This is a genomic window from Saccharopolyspora sp. SCSIO 74807 (assembly GCF_037023755.1).
Taxonomy (GTDB): domain Bacteria; phylum Actinomycetota; class Actinomycetes; order Mycobacteriales; family Pseudonocardiaceae; genus Saccharopolyspora_C; species Saccharopolyspora_C galaxeae.
The window spans coordinates 1,504,499-1,517,794 of record NZ_CP146100.1 but is presented as its reverse complement, the minus strand read 5'-3'; the positions used below and the strand labels follow the sequence as shown (position 1 = coordinate 1,517,794).

Sequence of the window (13,296 nt, the reverse complement as noted above, 5' to 3'; positions counted from 1 at the left end):
GGTCACAGGCTCAACCTCCGGGACAGGTCGGAATGGAACACGCCCTCGGGGTCGACCGAGGCGCGGATCTTGCGCCACTCGTGGATGCGCGGGTACATCCGCTCGATCATCTCCGCCGTCGTCCGCGACTCCTTGGCCAGGTACAACCGGCCGCTCGCCGCGAGCACCAGGTCGTCGAGCTCGCGGCAGAGCCGGTCCAGCCCCGGCGTGACCGGGATGTCGACGGTCAGCGTCCAGCCTTCACCGGGGAACGACATCGGTGCCGGGTTGCCCGGGCCGAACGTCTTGAGCACGTTCAGGAACGATGCGTGCCCGGAGGCGCTGATCTTCTCGACGCAGCGGCGGAACACCGCCTCCTGCCCGAACGGCACCATGAACTGGTACTGCAGGAAACCGTTCGAGCCGTACACCCGGTTCCACTCGCCGACCAGGTCCAGCGGGTGGAAGAACTGGGTGATGTTCTGGACCTGGCCGAACCGCGTCGGCGCCTTGCGGTACCAGACCTCGTTGAAGGCGGTGATCGTGCGGCGGTTCACCAGCCCGTTCGGGAAGATCGCCGGAGCGGTCATCAACTGCGGCGCGTTGAACTTCAACGGGTCCTTGCGCAGCTTGCGCGGCAGGTCCTCCACCTTGGCGGAGTTGCCGCGGGTCAGCAGCGCCCGGCCCATCGCGTCGCCGCGCGCCAGCGAGTCGAACCAGGCGACGGAATAGGTGTAGTTCGCGTCGGAGCCGTCGGTGAAGTGCTCGAGCAGTTCGTCGAGGTTCTTCGTCCGCACGTTGTCGACCAGGAAGTAAGCCGTTTCGACGCGCTTGAGGCGGATCGTCGCGCGCAGCACGATGCCGGTCAGCCCCATGCCGCCGACGGTCGCCCAGAACAGCTCCGACCCCTCGCCCTGCGGCGTCAGCGTGCGCACCGAACCGTCGGCGGTGAGCAGGTCCAGCGACAGCACGTGGCTGCCGAACGAACCCTGCGAGTGGTGGTTCTTGCCGTGGATGTCGGCACCGATCGCGCCGCCGACGGTGACCTGGCGGGTGCCCGGCAGCACCGGGATCCACAGGCCGAACGGCAGCAGGCGGCGCATCAGCGCGTCCAGCGAGACACCGGCGTCGGTCACCACGGTCGCCGCGTCGGCGTCGACCTGGTGCACCCGGTCCAGCGCGGTCATGTCGATGACGGTGCCGCCCGCGTTCTGCGCCGGGTCGCCGTAGCTGCGGCCGAGCCCGCGGGCGATGACGCCGCGCGCACCGGCTTCGCGGACCGCCTTGGCGAGCACGTCCACGTCCGGTGTGCTCAGCACCCGCGCCGTGCTCGGCGCCGTGCGGCCCCAGCCGGTCAGCCGCCGTGCCTGCGCAGCGGCCGGACCGCCGGCGGAGTCGCCGTCGGCGTGCTGCTGCTGTACCGATCCCACCCAGCCGAGTCTATCCGCGCGGCATCCCCCGGTACTGCCGGGTAGTCGCCCGCTGAAGCACGGGCGGCGAGTGCCGTAAATAGGTGCGCCGTTACACTTTTCGGGGATCAGTGGCGCCTGTGCGTCGTCGATCTTCCCGGCCTGTCGTTGACGACTCTTGAGGTGACCCAGTGGCCGTGGCCGACACCGAGACCGAGGGCCCCAAGGGCGACCGTCCCGAGGGCGATGGCTCCGCCGGGGCGGACGCAGCGGGCTCCGGACCAGCACAATCCGGGGAATCAGCACAACTCGGGCTGTTCCAGCAGCTCCTGCGGTTCGTGGTGATCGGCGGCGGTTGCGCGCTGATCGACTTCGGCACCTATTCGCTGCTGCTCGGCCTGGCCGGGTTCCCGGTGTGGTTGTCCAAGTCGATCTCGTTCATCCTCGGCACCACCACCTCGTACCTGATCAACCGGAAGTACACCTTCAGCGGCGCCAGCACCGGCAACTCGAAGGCCAAGGCCGGGGCGTTCGCGATCGTCTACACCGTGACGTTCTTCGTGAACATGGGGTCGAACCAGCTGCTGGTGGTGTTGTTCGACGCCCAGCAGGCGTGGCAGTTCACGTTGTTCTGGGTGATCGCGCAGGGCTTCGGCACGCTGATCAACTTCGTGATGCTGAAGTGGGTCGTTTTCCGGGACTGACCGGTGCCGCCGAACCTGCGGCGGTCCTGCTGCGGGCGCACCCGGCCGACCGCGCAGCGGCGCGACGAGTCCGGGCCGCGCCGGATCGGCCCGGCCCGCGCTCCGGTCTCCGCTCAGCTGCCGAACCCGGTCCCGCGGCTCGGCGCGCCGTAGTCGTTCGTGTCCGAGCGGGAGTTCTCCAGGTGCGCGGTCGCCACCTGCCCGAAGTTCACCGCGAACCGGCCGCCGTCGGCCATGGCCAGCAGCGTGGTGCCCCCGGAGCCCATCAGCTCGGGCAGCCGCGCGTTGAGGGTTTCCGCCTCGGCCGGGTCCAGCGCGATGTGCAACGGCTGCGGCGCCCCGGCCAGGTGCAGCACTAGTGCGGGTCGTTTTTCGCTCATGGACCAAGCGCACCACCGGTGCGCCCGGTGCGGCAGGCGTTTTCACCCTGAGCTGACGCGCACCGCCCGGATTTCACCGTGAGCGGACGCGAAAAGGCCCGCTCGACGATGCGAGCGGGCCCTTCTGCCGCGGCGGTGCTCAGCGCCGGATCACTTCTGCGACTGCTCTCCCTCGTCGCCGCTGAGGTTCTTCACGTCGTTGCGGTCGTCCGAACTCGGCACGTCACCGGGCAGCTGCACCGTCGGCGTCAGCGGTCCCGGCGACCAGAAGCCCCAATGGGTCTCCTTGCGCACGTCCATCGCCGCTTCGGCGGGCAGCGCGTCCGGCTGGTACGGGTCCACCTCGTAGAGCGAGCCCCAGTCCCGGTTCACGTCGCCGTTCATGTAGGTCGGCAGCTCCCGCACGCTGGCGCTGACGTTCATCCAGCCGAACGGGCCGCCTGCGTCCGGCGACGACCAGCCGGCGCCGATGTCGCGCACCTCGGCCCCGGCCGTGACGCGGAACTTCGGCATCTCCGCGACACCGTTGTGGATGCCCGCGATCCGCAGGCTCGGGTGCACCAGCGCCGCGGTCCACTCCACGAAGCTCGGGGAGCGGCCCACGACGTCGGTCATCTTCGACAGCTGCGGAACGCGCGGGGCGCTCACCGCGAGCCAGCCGTTCGGCGAAACCGACTGGTCCACGCCGACCACCCGCATCTTGGTGGCGCCCTGCGCGTCACCGCTGACGTTGTAGCGGAAGTCGCGCCACTGCGGGCCGCCTTCCTGGCCGACGGGCTGCCGGTGCAGCACCTCGAAGCCCTGCGGGGTCTCCTTGCCGAACTCCAGCGTCAGCGAGTTCGCGCCGGTCTCCACACCGGCCATGCTCAGCACCACCGGCGCCTGCCCGTTCGCGGCCTGCTCCGGCAGGTCGTACCACTGGGTCCGCAGCTCGCCGGAGCCGATACCGGCCTCGTCGTAGCTGCCCCACACCGGCGCCTGGTCGGTGCCGAACTGGTGCGGCGGGCGCCAATCCGGTTCCTCCGGATCGGAGCCGTCGCCTGCGGGCAGACCGGGCCTGCTGAAGCCCTGCATGGTCGGCCGCATGTACTGGTCGGCGTTCTCCTTGTCCTCGTTGTTCTTCGGCACCTTGAAGCCGGGCGCGGCCTTGGCGGGCTGCTGCTTGGCGGCGGTGAGGATGCCGTCCTGCGGATCGGTCTCCACGTACACCGAGTCCGAGAGCCCGCGGCTCTGCCCGGTCAGCTGGCGGACGTTGTCCAAGCCGATGCTGTAGCTGGACGCCTGCTTCTGCACCGCCTTGCCGAAGGTGGCCAGCTCGGCCAGCACCAGCAGCGCGCAGATGATCGACAGCGGTGCGGTGCCCAGCCGCAGCGCGCGGCTGCGCTGCTCGAAACTCGGTGGCTCGCCGACCTGCGGGTTCTTCTCGTCCAGCCGCAGGTGCTCGACGAACGCGACCACCGCGGCGATCGCGGCCACGCCGAGCAGCAGCGTGCTCGCGTTGTGCCCGTGGATCGAGGGCGCCTTGTCGTACCACGGCACGCCCCAGCCGGAGACGTACCAGTAGGCGTTCGGCCCGGTGGCGGCGAACGCGCAGATCACCATCAACCCGGAGAAGAACGCGGCCCGGTTGCGCCGCGACCGCAGCACCGTGCTGCTGGTCGCCAACGCGGTCAACGCCGCGAGCGCCCCGCCCAGCGCGGCGAACATGCCGAAGTGGTGCGACCACTTGGTGGGGGTCAGCGCCAGCACCACGAACGACAGCGCGGTGATCGCGAGCAGCCTGCGGCTCGGCCCGACCGCAGCGCCGCGGATGCGCCCGCGCCGCAGCAGCATCACCGCGCAGGTGACCAGGCACAGGATGACCAGCAGCACCGGGAACCGGCGCACCAGCGAGCCGTCCGGGGTCGGGCTGAACAGCAGGTTGTAGCGGTTGAGCTCCTGGTACCAGTCCTCGCTCGGACCGATCTCGGTGCGCAGGTCGGTGGCGTCCATGACCGACTGCCAGGTCTGGTCGGCGAACACCACGGTCAGGATGATGAACCCGCAGGCCGCGATCGGTGCCAGGATCGCCACCCAGCCGTAGTCCTTGGCGCGCAGCCGCACCAGCCGCAGCAGCGGCTTCAGCGCGGCGATGTAGGGCAGCACCGAGACCAGGCCGTGCGGGTTCGCACCGACCGACAACGCTGCGACCACCAGCCCGAGCGCGGCGGGCATCAACCTGCCGGTGGCCACCGCTCGCTCGACGGCGCACAGCGCCAGCAGCGAGAACAGCACCACGACCGGCTCGGGGCGCAGCCCGTTGTTGTAGGGCAGCCAGAACGCGAGGAACACCGCGGCCGCGGCCCACCCGGCGGCGTTGCTGCGCCGCACCTGCTGACCCAGCCTGGGCAGCACTTCGCGGCTGATCAGCAGCCAGCTCATCGAGCCCATCAGCAGCGCGGGCAGTCGCACCCAGGGCGTCGCCGTGGACACCTGCACCCACAGCGAATACAGCTCGTAGAACCAGCCGAACGGCGCTTCCGGAACGGCGAACCATCGGAAGTAGTTGCTGATGTACCCGGCGCTCTCGCGCGCTCGCGCGATCGTGAGGATGTAGCCGTCGTCGGAGGTCATCGCCCCGATCAACCACCACACGACGAGCGAGCCGATGACCGCGATGTCCCGCAGCGTCGGCTTCCACCAGCCGCGCGGCACCAGTCGCGGCGGCCTGCGTCCCGCGCGCACGTCCAGCCGCCGCAGGCAGATCACCGAGCCGATGAACGCCAGCACCGCCGCGCCGATCACCGTGTACTTCAGCACCGTGGCGCTGCTCTCGTACCGGTTGTCCACCCGTGCCTCGAAGGACAGGCCGTCGATGTTGTCGGCCTGCGCGTCCAGGTCGGAGAAGATCCCGGTCAGCTGCGGGCGCTGGTCGCCGCGCACGTTCATCAGCGACTCGTCGCCGAGCTTGACCTTGGTCCCCACGGCGTCGGAGTGCACCGAGATCGAGCAGCCGCCCGGCGGCAACTGCGTCGAACTGACCTGCTGGCCCTTGGCCAGCACCACCAGCTGACCGTTGTTCACCTGCAGCGTCAGGCCGGTGAGGTTGCCGTACTCGGAGTTCGGCGGGTTCGTGCTCAGCACGTTCGCCACCCCGGGGGTGCGCGCGTCGAGGCTGCGCATCGACTCGCAGGGCACGTTGGCGTCCATCCACGCCGGGGAGAAGCTCACCAGCGGCGCGGAGACGGACTTGGTGCCCTGCGCCGTCGGCCAGCGCAACGTGTTGATCTCGTGGTTCACCGGCAGGAAGGGCACGACGATCGCCAGCACCGCGCCCAGCAGCCCGAGCACGGAGGCGAACAGCGTCAACCGCTTCGCGGAGGGCTCGCGCCTGCCCGCGGCCGGGCTCGCCGGGTCTTCCACCGCCGGAGGAGCGGACGACTCGTCCCGATCGTCCTTGCGACTGTCTTCCTGCTGCCCGTTAAGCACGCCAGCACAATAGTAGTCGCTGGTCCGGGGGCCTTCGGCGCGTTCGTGAGGTACCGCAACGAGATCATTGCCGACGCTATGAGCAGGCTCGATCGAGTGACTCTCAGGCGGCTCTCAGCATCCTGTGACACTCCGGTGACTCGACTGCGACGGCAGGTGCGAGGCCGCGCTCGTGGCCGGTCCGAAACGAGTTCGTCCGCCGCGGCATCGGCCCGCGGCGGACGAAAGGAACGGTGCGGAGGTGCTCAGCGCCGGTAGAAGTGCTCCCGCTGCCCCTGCCGGACCAGGCGCAGCCACTCCAGGAACGCCTTCGGGTCGCGGCGGTGCCCGATGAAGTACAGGCCGAAGCGCAGCACTTCCAGCGCCCCGATCTTGCGCATCCCCGGCTGGGAGAGCAGGTAGCCCCGGTTGCGGTAGGTGTAGTAGCGCTTGTTCGCGTCCGGCGGGTCCTGCGCGTGGAACCGGCCGCCGAGCATCGGTTTGAACTCGTCCGAGCCGTCCGGGTGCACGAACCGCGTCTTGAGCGAGGTCCCGAACGGCAGCCCGGAACGCACCACGCGGCGGTGCAGCTCCACCTCGTCGCCGCGGAAGAACAACCGGTAGTCCGGCACGCCGACCACGTCCAGCGCGGTCGCGCGGAACAGCGCCCCGTTGAAGAACGACGCGATGCCCGGCAGGAAGTCCCCGTCCGAGTCGGCCAGCTCCTCCGGGTGCCGCTTCCAGGTCAGCCCGCGGCGCAGCGGGAACGCCAGCTTGTCCGGCCGGTCGATGTTCACCACCACCGGCGAGACCGCGGCCAGCTTCCGCTCCACGGCCACGTCCAGCAGCGTCCGCAACGCGTGGTCGTCGGCGGGCCTGCCGTCGTCGTCGCCGAGCCACACCCATTCCGCGCCGAGCGCCAGCGCGTGCAGCATGCCCAGCGCGAAACCGCCCGCGCCGCCGAGGTTGCGGTGCGACGGCAGGTACGTCGAAGGGATCGGGCACTCCTCGACGACCGGCCGCGCGGGCTGGTCCGGGCCGTTGTCGACCACCACGAGGTGGTCCGGCACCCGGGTCTGGGTGGCGATCACCTTGAGGGATTCCGCCAGCAGCTCGCGGCGGTTCCTGGTGACGATCACCGCGACCACGGAGTCCGCGGGCAGGGCGGACCGCTCGGCGGAGTCGGTGCTCATGAGCCTTCTTCGCTCCCGATGGTGGCGCCGGCGGCGGAGGTGATCTTCGCCAGCGCGTCCGGACTGAGGTTCTCGTACGGGTCCTTGCCCTTGTAGGCGGTCAGGACGCTGCGCAGCGAACCGTGCTCGCGGATGGAGCCCTTGTCCATCCACAGGCCGGTGTCGCACAGCTCCATCAGGAACTCGTCCGAGTGCGATGCGAAGATCAGGATGCCGGAGCGCTTCACCAGTTCCTTCAACCGGTCCCGCACCTTCTCCAGGAAGTCCGCGTCGACCGCGCCGATGCCCTCGTCGAGCACCAGGATCTCCGGGTCGATGGAGGTGACCACGCCGATCGCCAGCCGCACCCGCATCCCGGTGGAGTAGGTGCGCAGCGGCATGTCCAGGTAGTCGCCGAGCTCGGTGAACTCGGCGATCTCGTCCATCCGCTTCTCCATCTCCCGGCGGTTCATGCCGAGGAACAGCCCGCGGATGATGATGTTCTCGTAGCCGGAGATCTCCGGGTCCATGCCGACGCCGAGGTCGAACACCGGCGCCACCTTGCCCACCACGCGGGCGCTGCCGCGGGTCGGCTCGTAGATGCCCGCGAGCAGCCGCAGCAGCGTGGACTTGCCCGCGCCGTTGTGCCCGACCAGGGCCAACCGGTCGCCGTGCTGCAGGTGCAGGTCGATGTCGTGCAGCGCCTCGATGATCGGCACCTTGCTGTCCGAGTCGATCTTGCCGCCGGCCTTGCCGAGCACGGCCTTCTTCAGCGACCGGGACTTCGCGTCGAAGATCGGGAAGTCGACCGCCGCGTTCCAGACGTCGATGCTGACCACTTTTCGATCTCCCTCAGACCCAGTAGGGGACGCGGGCACGGTAGTTGCGCAGCACCACCGCGGCGAGCAAGTAGCCGACGACGGTGCAGCCCAGCACCCAGTACCAGTGGTAGAGGTGCTGGTCGAAGCCGATCAACGGATCGCGGAAGATGGCGATGTAGTGCGACAGCGGGTTGCCGTCGACGAAGACCTGCCGCCAGGCGTTCTGCGGGTTGTGGTCGAACTCGAACATGCCCCAGGTGATCGGGGACATGAACAGCGCCATCGTCATCAGGCTCTGGATCACCGGCGGGATGTCCCGGAACCGGGTGGCGACCACGCCGAACAGGGTCGCGACCCAGATGCCGTTGAGCATGATCAGGAACAGCGCGGGCACCGCGGCGATCACGGTCCAGGTCACCGGGATGGGATTCGCGGTGAACGCGAAGATGATCAGCAGGATGAAGTAGATGACCAGGTTGTGCACGAAGAACAGGGTCTGCCGCCACACCAGCCGGTAGATGTGCACGCTCAGCGGCGCGGGCAGCTGCTTCATCAGGCCTTCGTTCTTGATGAAGACCTCGGTGCCCTCGGTGACGCAGTTGCGGATGAACTCCCAGATGATGAAGCCGACCGCCAGGTGCGGCAGCTTCTGGTGCAGCGGCGAGCCGAACAGGCTGCCGTAGAGGATGCCCAGCCCGGTCACCATCACGCCCATGCTGATGGTGATCCACAGCGGTCCGATCACCGAACGGCGGTATCGCTGCTTGATGTCCTGCCAGCCCAGGTGCGCCCACAGCTCGCGCTGCTTGGCACCCTCGGCGAGGTCGGTGAACGCTTTTCGCCAGGTCCGCGACGAAGTCTCGGGCGGAGCCGGGGCTCTCTCGATCGTGCTCGTGGCCTGCACGGTGCGTCAGAGTACCGATCGGGGTGTCGTCACCGGGCAGAGGGCGGCATCCGCGAGCAAGATCGCTCATAGCGGACAGCCCTGGACACAACGGTCACAGGTACTGGCCGGTGCTGCTGCTCGCCGCGTTGTCCTCCTCGCCGCTGCCCGCCGGGAGGCCGCGGCGCATCTGCTCCAGCTGCGCCCGCGCCGCCATCTGCTGCGCGAACAGCGCCGTCTGCATCCCGTGGAACAGGCCCTCCAGCCAGCCCACCAGCTGCGCCTGCGCGATCCGCAGCTCGGCCTCCGAGGGGGTGGAGTCCTGGGTGAACGGCAGCGACAGCCGTTCCAGCTCCTCGATCAGCTCCGGGGCCAGGCCCTGCTCCAGCTCCCGGATCGAGGACTGGTGGATCTCCTTGAGCCGGTTGCGGCTGGCCTCGTCCAGCGGCGCCGCGCGCACCTCCTCCAGCAGCTGCTTGATCATCGTGCCGATCCGCATCACCTTCGCGGGCTGCTCGACGAGTTCGCCGACGTTCTCCCGTTCGCCGTGCTCGGTCGCCGCGGCGGCGTCCCCGCCGAGCGGGGTGCCCTCGCCGACGACGAACACTTGGCGCTGGTCCTGCTCGTTCTCGCTCATGCCCACCATCCTGCCGTGCCCGCCGGGCCGGGCGCCGCCGACCGGCGCGGCACCCGGCGATCAGCGGGTTCCCATCGCTGCGTACCGTAGGTCCATGGCGTTCGACGTCGCTGCTGTCCGCGGGCTGTTCCCCGCGCTCGGCGACGGGTGGGTGCACTTGGACGCCCCGGCCGGAATGCAGGTCCCCGAGCAGGTCGCGACCGCGGTCTCCACCGCGCTGCGCGCGCCGGTTTCCGGACCCGGCGGGATCTTCCCCGCTTCGCAGCGCGCCGAGGCCATCGTGGACGCCGCCCGTCGCGCACTGGCCGATCTCGTGGGTGCCGATCCCGCCGGGGTGGTGCTCGGGCCGAACTCCGGCGTGCTGCTGCAACGGCTCGCCGACGGGCTCGGGGACAGCTGGGTGATCGGCGACGACGTCGTGGTGTCCAGATTGGACCACCCGGCGAACGTGGTGTGCTGGCAGCGCGCGGCGCAGCGATCCGGTTGCCAGGTGCGGTGGGCCGAAGTGGACATCGAGACCTGCGAACTGCCCGCGTGGCAGTACCGGGACCTCGTCGGCGACCGCACGAAGGTCGTCGCGATCACGGCCGCTTCCGGTGCGGTCGGCACCCGCCCGGAGGTGCGCCAGGTCGCCGACCTGGCCGCCGCGCACGACGCGCTGGTGGTGGTGGACGCCTCCGCGGCGGCACCGTTCCTGCCGCTGGACATCACCTCGCTGGGCGCCGACGTGCTGGCGCTGAACGCTTCGGCGTGGGGCGGGCCGCCGGTCGGTGCGCTGGTGTTCCGCGACCCGGGGATGATCGATCAGCTGCCGCCCGCGGCGCTGGAACCGGATTCGGACGGGGCCGAACGGCTGGAACTGGGCCCGCACGCCTACCCGCTGCTGGCGGGGCTCGTGTCCTCCGTGGACTACCTGGCGGGGCTGGACGACGCGGCGCTCGGCCCGCGCCGGGAACGGCTGCTGACCTCGCTGGGTTCGGTGAAGTCGTACCAAGCGGGCCTGCTGGCCAACCTCACCAACGGCCTGCGCAGGCTGCGGCACGTCATGGTGATCGGCGACGCCATGCGGCGGGTGCCGTCGATGGCTTTCACGGTCGACGGGGTGAAGGCCGTCGATGCGATCGAGCACTTGGCCGAGCGCGGGGTGTGCGCGTTCGCCGACCCGGGCACGCACGGGGTGTTCGCGGTGCTCGGCGCCGGCGAGGTCGGGGGAGCGGTGCGGGTGGGGCTCACCCACTACACCAACGCTCACGAGGTGGACCAGTTGTTGCGGGCGGTCGCGGATCTCGGTTGAGCATTCCGGGAAAACCCGTTCCGGACGGTCGAGCGAAAATTCTGCGTTCCGGATCGGTGAGGACGAAAGCCGGGTGTTCGCGCAGTCTCCCCGGCACTTTCCGGTAGCGGCGTATCGTTCGGTTGGCGAGCTGCCCACCACGAGGAGTGCCCATGCGGCTTCGTGATCGGATCCGGCGTTTCTTGGAACGTCCGGGAACCGCGGATCTGAAGCGCTGCCGGCAATGGGTGACCGCGGCCGGTTCGCGGGAAGAAGCGGTGCGTGCGCTCTCCGCGCCGGAGTGGGACCGCGCCATCGCCCAGCTGCGCGGCAAGCGCGAGTTCGGCCGCGCCGAACTGATCGAGACCTGCGCGCTGGGGCGGGAAGCGGCTCGCCACCGGCTGGGCGAGCGCCCGTTCGACGTGCAACTGCTCGGCACGCTGGGGCTGCTCACCGGGCACGTCGTGGAGATGGCCACCGGAGAGGGCAAGACGCTCTCCGGCGCGCTGGCAGCGGTGGGTTTCGCGATGCAGGGGCGGCGGGTGCACGTCCTGTCGGTCAACGACTACCTCGCCCAGCGCGACGCGACGTGGATGGGCGGGCTCTTCGAGGCGTTCGGCGTGTCCGTGAGCTGGGTGGATCAGCACACCACCCGAGCAGGCCGGGCCGCGGCGTACGAGGCCGACGTGACCTACGTGCCGGTGCGCGAACTCGGCTTCGACGTGCTGCGGGACCGGATGCGCACCGATCCGGGCGAGCTGGTGCTGCCGGCCCCGGACGTGGTGCTGGTCGACGAGGCCGACTCGGTGCTGGTGGACGAGGCGCGGGTTCCGCTGGTGCTGGCGGGCGCGGCCGAGGGCGCCGAAGGTGACCCGCTCGTCGCGGAAGTCGTCCGCGGCCTGCGCCCCGACGAGCACTACGAGGTGGACGCGGAAGGGCGCAACGTCCACCTCAACGACGCGGGCCTGGAGCGGGTGGAACGCGCGCTGGGCGAGGAAGACCTGTACGCGCCGGGGCGCGGGCACCGGCTCAGCCAGGTGCACGTCGCGCTGCACGCGCACGCGCTGCTGCGCCGGGACGTCGACTACCTGGTGCGCGACGGCAAGGTGGAGTTGATCGACAACTCGCGCGGCAGGGTCGCGCTGCTGCAGCGCTGGCCGGACGGCCTGCAAGCCGCCGTGGAATCCAAGGAGGGAGTGCCGGCCAGCCCCACCGGCGAAGTGCTCGACTCGACCGTGGTGCAGGCGCTGATCGAGCGCTACCGGACCGCGTGCGGGATGAGCGGTACCGCCGTGCCGGTCGCCGAGCAGCTGTGGGAGTTCTACCGGCTGCCGGTGGCCGCGATACCGACGAACGTGCCCTGCATCCGCCGCGATCACCCGGATCGGCTGCACGCCGCGGTCGAGCAGAAGGAGACCGCGATCGTCGAGCACGTCGCCGAAGCGCACGCCACTGGCAGGCCGGTGCTGCTCGGGACGCTGGACGTGGCCGAGTCCGAACGGCTGGCGGCCCGGCTCGTCGCAGCCGGTGTGCCCGGGGTCGTGCTCAACGCCCGCAACGACGCGGAAGAAGCAGCGCTGATCGCGCGGGCGGGCGAACGCGGACGGGTCACGATCTCCACCCAGATGGCCGGTCGCGGCACCGACATCCGGCTGGGTTCGCCGGACGGCGCGGGCCGGGAGGAGGTGGTGCGGCTCGGCGGGCTGTGCCTGGTCGGCACCGGGCGGTACCACACGGTCCGGCTCGACGATCAGCTGCGCGGACGGGCCGGGAGACAGGGCGATCCCGGCGATTCGGTGCTGTTCACCAGCATCGATGACGAGCTGGTCCAGCGGAATGCGCCGGATCGCCGGGCGCCCGCTCGAGTCGATGCGGACGGACTGGTGCACGACGAACGCGCGCAGTCGACGGTGGAGCACGCCCAGCGGGTTGCGGAGGGCGCGCACCTGGAGAACCAGCGCACGACGTGGCGCTACAACCACCTGATCAACGTGCAGCGCACCGCCGTGCTGGCGCACCGCGACGAGGTTTTGCACGCCGATCAGGCCGCCCGCCAGCTCGCGGACAGGTGCGCGCAGCGCTACCGGGAACTGCACGATTCGGCCGGGCAGCGGGCGCTCGATGCGGCCGCGCGCGCGATCGTGCTCCACCACCTCGACCGGCACTGGACCGAGCACTTGGCCTTCCTCGCCGATGTCCGCGAGGGAATCCACCTGCGCGCGCTGGCCAGGGAGAACCCGCTGGACGAATTCCACCGGATCGCGGTCCGCCAATTCCGGGAGTTCTTCCCCGGCGTCTACGCGGATTCGGTCCGGACCTTCCTGGACGCGCCGATCACCGCGGACGGCGTCGACCTCGAGTCCATGGGGTTGAAGCGTCCCACGTCCACCTGGACCTACCTGGTCACCGACAACCCGTTCGGCACGCCGGAAGAACGCTTCGTCCAGCGCATCGGCACGATTGTCCGGGACGGTGCCGTCCGGGCGGGCGTGCGCGACTGAGCGTTCCGCGAATTGGGCGCGAACCGCTGCCGCTTTCCTCCGGACGGAGCACGGCAGGAATCCGCTTCGGCATTCCGGGGCGCCGGGCGG

Annotated in this window: 9 protein-coding genes and 1 pseudogene; 3 read left to right on the top strand and 7 right to left on the bottom strand. The window is 70.1% G+C overall.

Annotation, left to right across the window (positions count from 1 at the left end; translation table 11 throughout):
- Positions 1-2 precede the first annotated feature (2 nt).
- Positions 3-1,337, bottom strand: a complete 1,335-nt coding sequence (locus V1457_RS06700; RefSeq protein WP_338604868.1) for an FAD-binding oxidoreductase — start codon at positions 1,335-1,337, stop codon at positions 3-5.
- 365 nt (positions 1,338-1,702) lie between these two features.
- Between V1457_RS06700 and V1457_RS06695 the strand changes: the two genes are divergently transcribed.
- Positions 1,703-2,092 (top strand): GtrA family protein, encoded by a 390-nt coding sequence (locus tag V1457_RS06695; RefSeq protein WP_233626704.1) that lies wholly within the window; start codon positions 1,703-1,705, stop codon positions 2,090-2,092.
- Between the two features lie 113 nt (positions 2,093-2,205).
- On the opposite strand, the gene V1457_RS06690 is transcribed toward V1457_RS06695, so the two are convergent.
- From V1457_RS06690 to V1457_RS06665, 6 genes and pseudogenes are all read right to left on the bottom strand, one after another.
- Positions 2,206-2,472, bottom strand: a complete 267-nt coding sequence (locus V1457_RS06690) for a hypothetical protein (protein ID WP_200068150.1) — start codon at positions 2,470-2,472, stop codon at positions 2,206-2,208.
- A 150-nt stretch (positions 2,473-2,622) separates the two neighbouring features.
- Positions 2,623-5,940, bottom strand: coding sequence for an arabinosyltransferase domain-containing protein (locus V1457_RS06685; protein ID WP_374220902.1), 3,318 nt, complete (start codon positions 5,938-5,940; stop codon positions 2,623-2,625).
- A gap of 245 nt (positions 5,941-6,185) precedes the next feature.
- Positions 6,186-7,112 (bottom strand): glycosyltransferase family 2 protein, encoded by a 927-nt coding sequence (locus V1457_RS06680; protein WP_338601469.1) that lies wholly within the window; start codon positions 7,110-7,112, stop codon positions 6,186-6,188.
- Positions 7,109-7,756: pseudogene (locus V1457_RS06675) on the bottom strand (ABC transporter ATP-binding protein); the annotation flags it as partial. The gene V1457_RS06680 and the pseudogene V1457_RS06675, both read right to left, overlap by 4 nt.
- A gap of 187 nt (positions 7,757-7,943) precedes the next feature.
- Complete coding sequence (locus V1457_RS06670; RefSeq protein WP_200068153.1) at positions 7,944-8,816, bottom strand: ABC transporter permease; 873 nt, start codon at positions 8,814-8,816, stop codon at positions 7,944-7,946.
- 94 nt (positions 8,817-8,910) lie between these two features.
- Positions 8,911-9,441 (bottom strand): bacterial proteasome activator family protein, encoded by a 531-nt coding sequence (locus tag V1457_RS06665; RefSeq protein WP_374220903.1) that lies wholly within the window; start codon positions 9,439-9,441, stop codon positions 8,911-8,913.
- 85 nt (positions 9,442-9,526) lie between these two features.
- On the opposite strand from V1457_RS06665, the gene V1457_RS06660 reads away from it, so the two are divergent.
- Complete coding sequence (locus tag V1457_RS06660) at positions 9,527-10,726, top strand: cysteine desulfurase-like protein (RefSeq protein ID WP_200068155.1); 1,200 nt, start codon at positions 9,527-9,529, stop codon at positions 10,724-10,726.
- A 152-nt stretch (positions 10,727-10,878) separates the two neighbouring features.
- On the top strand, positions 10,879-13,206 hold the full coding sequence (secA2, locus tag V1457_RS06655) for an accessory Sec system translocase SecA2 (protein WP_338601462.1): 2,328 nt from the start codon (positions 10,879-10,881) through the stop codon (positions 13,204-13,206).
- Positions 13,207-13,296 lie beyond the last annotated feature (90 nt).

Excerpts from the sequence above, each read along its gene's own strand:
- V1457_RS06690 (WP_200068150.1), bottom strand. The coding sequence starts at position 2,472 with ATGAGCGAAAAACGACCCGCACTAGTGCTGCACCTGGCCGGGGCGCCG.
- secA2 (WP_338601462.1), top strand. The coding sequence starts at position 10,879 with ATGCGGCTTCGTGATCGGATCCGGCGTTTCTTGGAACGTCCGGGAACC.
- V1457_RS06680 (WP_338601469.1), bottom strand. The coding sequence starts at position 7,112 with ATGAGCACCGACTCCGCCGAGCGGTCCGCCCTGCCCGCGGACTCCGTG.
- V1457_RS06665 (WP_374220903.1), bottom strand. The coding sequence starts at position 9,441 with ATGGTGGGCATGAGCGAGAACGAGCAGGACCAGCGCCAAGTGTTCGTC.
- V1457_RS06660 (WP_200068155.1), top strand. The coding sequence starts at position 9,527 with ATGGCGTTCGACGTCGCTGCTGTCCGCGGGCTGTTCCCCGCGCTCGGC.